This is a genomic window from Methylobacterium sp. WL18 (assembly GCF_008040015.1).
Lineage (GTDB): Bacteria > Pseudomonadota > Alphaproteobacteria > Rhizobiales > Beijerinckiaceae > Methylobacterium > Methylobacterium mesophilicum.
The window spans coordinates 1-7,480 of the sequence record NZ_VRVD01000213.1 but is presented as its reverse complement, the minus strand read 5'-3'; the positions used below and the strand labels follow the sequence as shown (position 1 = coordinate 7,480).

Annotated in this window: 7 protein-coding genes; 3 read left to right on the top strand and 4 right to left on the bottom strand. The window is 68.1% G+C overall.

The window, feature by feature from the left end:
* Positions 1-248 precede the first annotated feature (248 nt).
* From FV228_RS15815 to FV228_RS15805, 3 genes are all read right to left on the bottom strand, one after another.
* Entirely contained in the window at positions 249-455 is a 207-nt protein-coding gene (locus FV228_RS15815) for a hypothetical protein (protein ID WP_246693922.1), read from the bottom strand.
* 313 nt (positions 456-768) lie between these two features.
* Positions 769-1,338, bottom strand: coding sequence for a hypothetical protein (locus tag FV228_RS15810; RefSeq protein ID WP_147855496.1), 570 nt, complete (start codon positions 1,336-1,338; stop codon positions 769-771).
* 739 nt (positions 1,339-2,077) lie between these two features.
* The gene (locus tag FV228_RS15805) at positions 2,078-3,409 is read right to left on the bottom strand and encodes an MFS transporter (RefSeq protein ID WP_147855495.1); all 1,332 of its coding nucleotides are present in this window, start codon (positions 3,407-3,409) and stop codon (positions 2,078-2,080) included.
* A 194-nt stretch (positions 3,410-3,603) separates the two neighbouring features.
* On the opposite strand from FV228_RS15805, the gene FV228_RS15800 reads away from it, so the two are divergent.
* The gene (locus FV228_RS15800) at positions 3,604-4,668 is read left to right on the top strand and encodes a WcbI family polysaccharide biosynthesis putative acetyltransferase (protein ID WP_147855494.1); all 1,065 of its coding nucleotides are present in this window, start codon (positions 3,604-3,606) and stop codon (positions 4,666-4,668) included.
* Positions 4,669-4,743: 75 nt separating this feature from the next.
* A complete protein-coding gene (locus tag FV228_RS15795) occupies positions 4,744-5,778 on the top strand; it encodes an alpha/beta hydrolase (protein WP_147855493.1) in 1,035 nt (344 codons plus the stop codon).
* Between the two features lie 56 nt (positions 5,779-5,834).
* On the opposite strand, the gene FV228_RS15790 is transcribed toward FV228_RS15795, so the two are convergent.
* Complete coding sequence (locus tag FV228_RS15790; RefSeq protein ID WP_246693921.1) at positions 5,835-6,803, bottom strand: hypothetical protein; 969 nt, start codon at positions 6,801-6,803, stop codon at positions 5,835-5,837.
* Positions 6,804-7,015: 212 nt separating this feature from the next.
* Between FV228_RS15790 and FV228_RS15785 the strand changes: the two genes are divergently transcribed.
* Positions 7,016-7,453, top strand: a complete 438-nt coding sequence (locus tag FV228_RS15785; protein ID WP_147855491.1) for a heme-binding protein — start codon at positions 7,016-7,018, stop codon at positions 7,451-7,453.
* The last annotated feature ends 27 nt before the right edge of the window (positions 7,454-7,480 follow it).

Genomic DNA, 7,480 nt, shown 5'->3' with positions numbered 1-7,480 from the left:
GACCCCAAACGCGTGGCCGCCAGCCAGCGAAAACCCAAGCCGCGGTCTACCGAGCCCGCACGCCAGACCAACGCCCATGTCGCAACCGCCAGGGTTCTGGCAAATCAAACACCTTGAAAGGGCTGGGTCTCCGACCTTTTGCGGGTCCAGGGCAGAGCCCTGGTGTCGGGCTTGGCCCGATGCCTCAGGGGCTCCGCCCCCGAACCCCGCCAAAGGGCTCGCCCTTTGGGATCCCGATCCCAGGCGCCCTAGACTGAGGCTTCGAGGGCGCGCACCGGGATGTCCACGCCCTGATCGATCTTCGCCTGCGGCACCGTCAGCGGCGGCGCGATGCGGAACACGCCGCCCATACCCGGCAGTTGCACGATGTTCATGCTGAGGCCCAAATCCAGGCGGCGCCGCGTGATCGCATCACCCAGCTCCGGTGCCGGCACCTTGATCCGGCGGTCGGCCACGATCTCCATCTCCTGAAGCAGGCCGCAGCCGTGCAGGTCACCGAGGGAGGCGAAGCGCTGCTGCAGCGGACGCCGAATTGCCGCCCCGGCCGAAGTTCGGCCTCGTGATCCGCTGCGACGAACGCCGCGCAGCAGCGCTGGCCCGGGCCTTCGCGGCGCATCTGCGGACCATGCTGCCGCCGCTCTGCCCGCGGCGGCTTCGCGCGGAACCGCTGCAGTCTGGTTCAGGCCGGACGGCGGAAACCGGATCCCTAGCGGACGGCGCCCGTCGAAGGCCGTTCGAGCACGCAGCCGACCGGCCCGGACGGCGGCATCAGCGCGGCGGAAACCACTGATCCGTCACCTTCGGCCACAGCGAAACGATCTTCTTGTTGTCGACGTTGATCCAATGGATATCCGTGCTCGGATGCTCGGCCTTGAAATTCTGATAATGAACGTCGTTGCACATGAGATAGAAGCTGATGGCAGCCATGATGCTGCTGTCGATATGCGTGATGCTGTAAAGGTAAGCATCCCATTTCGCGGCTTCTTCGACCTGCCGGACCGTCTTGCTATCGGCGATCGAGCGATCCAACGCGGTCGCCGTCGGGACAGGATCACTCGAAGGTTGTGATCCGGTCACGACGTCGCTGCGCACAGTCTCGGCCGCGCGCGTCTCGCCGGTGTGCTGCGGCTGAGGCGCGGTGGCGTCCGGAGCAGGTTGGCGTGTCCGGACCAGCGACAGGACCGCATCCGCCGTGAGCGCGTAAGTCGTCCTCGGATCGAACGCCGCCGGGATTGCAAGGTGGTTTGCCATCACGGACGCGATCCGCTCCGGCGCATCGACCAGCTGCGGCTTCAACGCGGCGGCAGAGGCAGACGCAACGGGGCTGACAGCGAACATCTTACGGGCTCCGTGTGGTGAGCTGAACACCGGCTGACAAAGACTTTCCTCAAACCTTCAACCCGGTTTCTGGAGTCTGAGCGCTCATCATTTCGCCTCGCTGCTCAGACGGCGGTTTATCTGACTCTAGACGGCTCAATCCGTCGCAAGACTTCGAGCTTCGTCGTCGCCCGGCTGGCGACGCTGCCAGCCTGTGGGCTGGCAGCGTCGTTTCATGGCATCAAGAACTATCTCGGACACCAATCAAACCTGGCCTTGGGGGCCATATAGACTGTTAAGCGCGATCAAAATCTCAATCGATTGAGCGCTATCAACTTTCAATATATGGGTGCGCGAGCAACTCGCGTATACCTCCCGAAAGCGATCATCGCCGAGGAAGGGCACCGCTGAAGCGTCATGCCTCAGGCACAGGAATAAGAACGGCCGAGCATTGCCGTGTCAACAGGTGCGTTCGTTGCGAGACTCGGGCCGGAATATGCAACAACGCCGCACAGATATTCTTTCCCGCCGTACGATCATGCACCTCGAACGCGCTATAAATCGGTGGCGCGCGCGATACTGATCGTCTTGCAAAATTCAGCGGGCGTCTCTGCGTCGTGAGGAGACCGCGAGCGGACACACGAATTTCACAGCAATGCCGTCGACACGGCTGTGCGGGCGGACGAATCGACGGCGAAACCGCGTCATCCGCCCGGCGAAGTCCATTGGCCAGCGAATCGGTGCCGGCCGGTACGCCCGGTCAGGCCCGCACCGGCGCAACGCCCCGCTGCCGGCCACGGCCGAGGCCCAAGACCAGCAGGCAGCCCGCTCCCGACAGCACCACCAAGGGCAACAGGCCGAGCGGATAGCTGCCGGTGGCATCCTTGATCACGCCGAGCAGGTAGGTGCCGATGAACCCGCCGATATTGCCGATCGCGTTGATCTGCGCGATGCCGGCCGCCGCCGCCCCGGCCGAAAGCCATTCGGTGGAGAGCGCCCAGAACGGGCCCTTCACCATGTAGGTCGCCGTCACGGCGAGGCACAGGATCAGGATCGTCGGCAGCAGCTGCGTGGTCGCGATCGAGGCGGCGAGGCTCAGCGCCAGTAGGCCCAGCGGGATTGCCGTGTGCCAGACCCGCTCCCGCCGCTTGTCCGAGGAGCGACCCCACAGGATCATCAGCACCGAGGCGATGCCGAACGGGATCGAGTTCAGCAGGCCGGTCTCCAGGTTCGTCAGCCCGAACGACTTGATGATCTGCGGCTGCCAGAGCGACAGGCACTGGCTGGCCCCGGAGGCGCCCGCGTAGATCAGCGAGGCGGCGAGCACGTAGCGATTGCGCATCACTTGCCAGACCGAGAGATGCCGGGCCGGTGCCGCCTCGCCCGGGACGACGGAGGCCCGCTCGGCGGCCAGCCGATCCTGCAGCCACGCGCTCTGCTGCGGCGTGAGCCACCGCGCCTTGCCGGGGCCGTCAGGCAGGACCGCGAACGCGATGATCCCCAGCAGCACCGCCGGAACCGCCTCGAGGATGAACAGCCACTGCCAGCCGCGGTAGCCCAGCATCCCGTCGGTGTTGAGGATCGAGGCCGAGATGGGCGAGCCGAGGAAGCTCGAGATCGGGATCGCCACCATGAACACGGCCACGATCCGGCCCCGATAGGCGCGGGGAAACCAGTAGGTGAGGTAGAGGATCACTCCGGGGAAGAAGCCCGCTTCGGCGGCGCCGAGCAGCAGGCGGACCGCGTAGAACGAGGTCGGCCCGACCACGAACGCCATGGCCGCCGACACCAGCCCCCAGGTGATCATGATCCGGGCGATCCAGATCCGGGCGCCGAACCGCTCCATGGCGAGGTTGCTCGGCACTTCGCACAGCACGTAGGACACGTAGAACAGGCCGCCGCCCAATCCGAACTGCGCCGCGGACAAGCCGATATCGTGGTTCATCTGCAACGCCGCGAAGCCGGCATTCACCCGGTCCACGAACGCGATGAAGTAGGCGAGCATCAGGAACGGCAGGATCCGCCAGGTGACTCTGCGCAGGGTCGCCCGCTCGATGTCCGAAGCGGGATCCGGCACGTTTGTCGGGGCCATCTTAATCCTCCCGGCTCTATCAGCTCGGCTTGGATCAGGTACGGCCCCGCCACCAGTCCTAACACACGACAACTTTGCGTGACTGTCATAGCCTCACGGAAGGTGTTGCTTGCCGGTCGCGATACGCGCCGATAGCCGCCCCCGAGCCGTCGGCGCGGTTTGCCCGCGGCCCGCGGACATGCGAGAGAAGCGGCATGTTGACGGTGGATAGCCTTTGGCGCGCGCGGCACCGGCTTGCGCAGATCGGGAAGAAACGGACGGGCTCGCCCCGCATCCTGGTGGTTGGAGTCTGCCAGGCCGGCTCCATGGCCAAGGTGCTGCGCTTCCTGCTGCCCGACGCCCAGGTGGATTTCGTCTCGGCCTTCACGGTCACCCGGCGCTTCCCGAAGCTCGTGGACCTGATGGCGCATGCCGACGCCTACGATCACGTCTATTCCAGCATCTACCTGCCCCGGTTCAAGGACGGCGGCACGATCGACCGGTTTCGGACGCACCCGAAGGTCCGGCTGATCCCGACCATCGTGTTCGGCGCCTACCATCCGGACCTGATCCATGTCGGCGTGCAGGATGCCGTCTCGCTCAACGGCCTGATCTCGGGGCCGATGGGGCATTCGCACTCGGCGATCACGCTCTACGCCTATCTGGCCGGCTTCTCGCAGGCGCAGGCGCTGCGGTTGTTCGCGGAACCGGTCTTCGAGCGGCTGGGCTATTTCGATCTCTGGAACGAGTCGGTCGCCTACCTGCGCGGGCTCGGTGCGCAGGCGCAGTACGATCTCGACACGCACCTGACGCGTTGGGCGCGCCGCGGCTGCTTCATGCACTCGATCAACCACACCAAGCTCTACGTGGTCGCCGATCTCGCCCGCGGGCTGCTGACAAAGTCCGGCGTTGCCTATCCCGAATGCGACCTCGACGCGTTCGTACCCGACGACCTCGGCGGCCAGGGCAGCTGGCCGGTCTATCCCGAGATCGCCGCGCATTACGGCATTCCCGGCAGCGCGCTCTTCTTCAAGGCTGAGACGCGCCGCTCGGGCCCCGCCCGCACGATGACGCGGCCGGAATTCGTTGCGGCGGCCTACGCGAACTACGACAAGCGCCCGCGCGAGGCCCTGGTCTCGCGGCGCGTCCAGGACTGGCGCAACGATCCGGCGACGGTGGACTTCTTCCGTGAGGCCGCGGGGCGGGACATCAGCCCGATCCGCCCCTCCGGACGGTCCCCGGCGCTGGCCTCCAACAGCCTGGCCGGCCACGCATCCTGATACGACGGCCTAGTTTCCCCCTCCTCCGGCGCTCGCGCGGTCCGGGTCGGGCCCGACCGAGGTTCTGGAGCCCCGATGAGCCGTCAGCCACGTAAGAAGTCACGCGCCGGTCGGTTCGGGATCGCGACGCTCCTGACCGGTCTCGGCTCGGCCGCCGGCCTGGTCGGCTGGAGCCGGTTCGCCGTCGATCGCCGTATGGACCTGCCGCCCGCCCTTCCCGGCCGGCATGAGACGCTGGCGACGATGCGCGCCGGCGCGCTCTCGCTGTATGGGACGGCGGACCGGGAGGGCGTGCCGCTCCTGCTGATCCACTCGATCAACGCGGCCGCGAACGCCTACGAGGTCCGTCCGCTCTACCTGCATTACCGCCAGACCCGTCCGGTCTACGCACTGGACCTGCCGGGCTTCGGGTTCTCCGAGCGGTCGCGCCGCCTCTACACGCCCCGCCTCATGGTGGAGGCGATCCGTGCGGCCGTGGCCGAGATCCGGCAACGGCATTCCGTTGGCGCCATCGACGCGATGGCGCTGTCGTTGTCCTGCTCCTACCTCGCCCGAGCGGCTGTCGAGCAGCCGGAGGATTACCGCAGCCTCGGCCTGATCAGCCCCACCGGGTTCGATGCGCGACTCTCCGGCGACGGACCTCCGGACGGCCATCGGGGACGCGACCGACTGCGCGACCTGCTGGACCGGCCGCCCCTCGGCCGGCCCCTGTTCGACGCGCTGGCCTCCCGGCCGAGCATGCGCTTCTTCCTGCAAAAGACGTTCGGTTCCAAGGACATCGACGAGGGCCTGTTCGCGTATGATTACGCCTCGGCCCACCAGCCGGGTGCCGAGCACGCCCCCTACTGCTTCATCGCCGGCCACCTGTTCCCGACGGATACGACGCGTCTCTACGAGACGTTGCGGCATCCGGTCTGGATGGCCCACGGGCGGCGCGGCGACTTCGTGGATTACCGCCTGGCGCCGCGGGTCGCGGGCCGGCCGAACTGGCGCGTCCTTACGCTGCCGACCGGCGCCTTCCCGCATTTCGAGCGGCCGGACGACATGATCGCCGACTACGACACCTTCCAGCAGAACCTCACCTGGGCGCCGCCATTGCCGCCGGCGTGATGCGAGCACGTCACCCCCAAGGCCGGCGGGATACGCGTCGGGCGGTGCTGTGCGCGTCAGCGCAGGCGCAGGAGGGCGCGCAGCCGGTCGAGCACAGTGGGGTTCAGCTCGCGCCGGACCCGCCGCTCCGCAAACGCATCGACTGAAAAGCGGTCGGCCGGCACGCGCCGGAGGAAGCGCTCGGCGATCTCGTAGACCACGAGGTCGGGCTTAACGGCGGCGACGTAGGCCCAGTCGATCTCGGCGGACCAGATCGCGTGAACCTCGCGAAAGCTCTCGGCCAGCATAGCGGTGAGGCGCGGCCCCTGGTCGAACACGTAGGAATCGCCGAACAGCACGATCCGCCGCGGATCGGCAGCCTCGGGATTGCGCATCACGGCGCGCGATCCGACGAAGAAGCCGCCCCGGCCCGCGACCCGGCCGGTCTCGCGCAGACGCACCAAGGCATTGGCCTCGCTGCGCTGGGCCCGCCGGGGGAATTCGTGGGCGAAGTAGGCCTCGTCCACCGGCGGCTTCAGCTTGCCGCCGAGATCGAACACGAAGCGCGCGGGTTGGCCGGTGGCGTCGAGGACGTGCGGTGCCGGTGCGACCGCGAGCGCTTCGCACAACGCCCGGTAGGCCGCGATGTAGCCGCGATGGTTCCAGTGCGTGTCGGTGCGCAGGTAGACCGGTTCTTCGGCCCGCGCCGCCCGCAGGGGCGCGTAGAGATCGACCAGGTCAGCCCGGGTCTCTGCCGCGAGGCGGCGGCCGAGGCGCGCGCCGGGCGGATCGGCCAAGCCCGGGAACGGCCGGTCCAGCGTGTCGGCGTGGATCGCGATCTTCTCGGGCACGATCGCGTGGACGTAGCGCGCGCCCAGGGACTCCGCCCGGCGGACGCGGCCGTCCACCAGTCGCACCCACCGGCGCAGCAGGCGGCGCGTTGCCGGGGAATCGGCGTACAGTTCCACCAGTTCGTTCGAGCGGCCGACCCAGAACAGCCAGCCGTCCCGCCCAACCGCGATACCGCGCGCGCCTGCCTGAGACAAAGTTCGGCCCTGCTCCCGATGCGCCTGTCGGCGGCGCCGACACATGCCGCCCGATGGCGCCGGAAACAAGCGGAAACGCCTGGGCCGTTCAGGCGCCATGCCGTCGAGCGCGTCCGCTGAGACGACGCGCATCGCCGCGTGGTGGACCGGTCCCTTATCGATCCGTTAAGGATCGGACAGCCGCGCGGAGCGGCGACAGCCCCTGGATTCCGATGATCGACCTGACGCTCGAGGCCGCCCGCAGCATCGTCGATACCGCCCTGCGCGAGGCCCGGACCCGCGGGCTGAAGCCGATGGCGGTGGTGGTGTACGATGCCCGCGGCGCGCTCAAATCCGTTTCGGTCGAGGACGGCACGTCTTTGCGCCGGGCCGAGATCGCCTGCGGCAAGGCCAACGGCGCCCTGGCGCTGGGGCTCGGATCCCGGGCGATCCATGCGCGGGCCGAAGCGCAGCCCTATTTCGTCGCCGCGGTGAGCCACGTCGCCGGCCCGGCCGCGCTCGTCCCGGTGGCGGGGGGCGTACTGATCCGCTCCCGCGAGGGGCGGCTGCTCGGCGCGGTGGGTATCTCCGGCGATACCTCCGACAACGACGAGATCTGCGCGGTGGCGGCGATCGAAGCCGCCGGCCTGGTGCCGGAGACCGGCGCCTGAGGATGGCGATCCGCCGGCGCGCGTGGC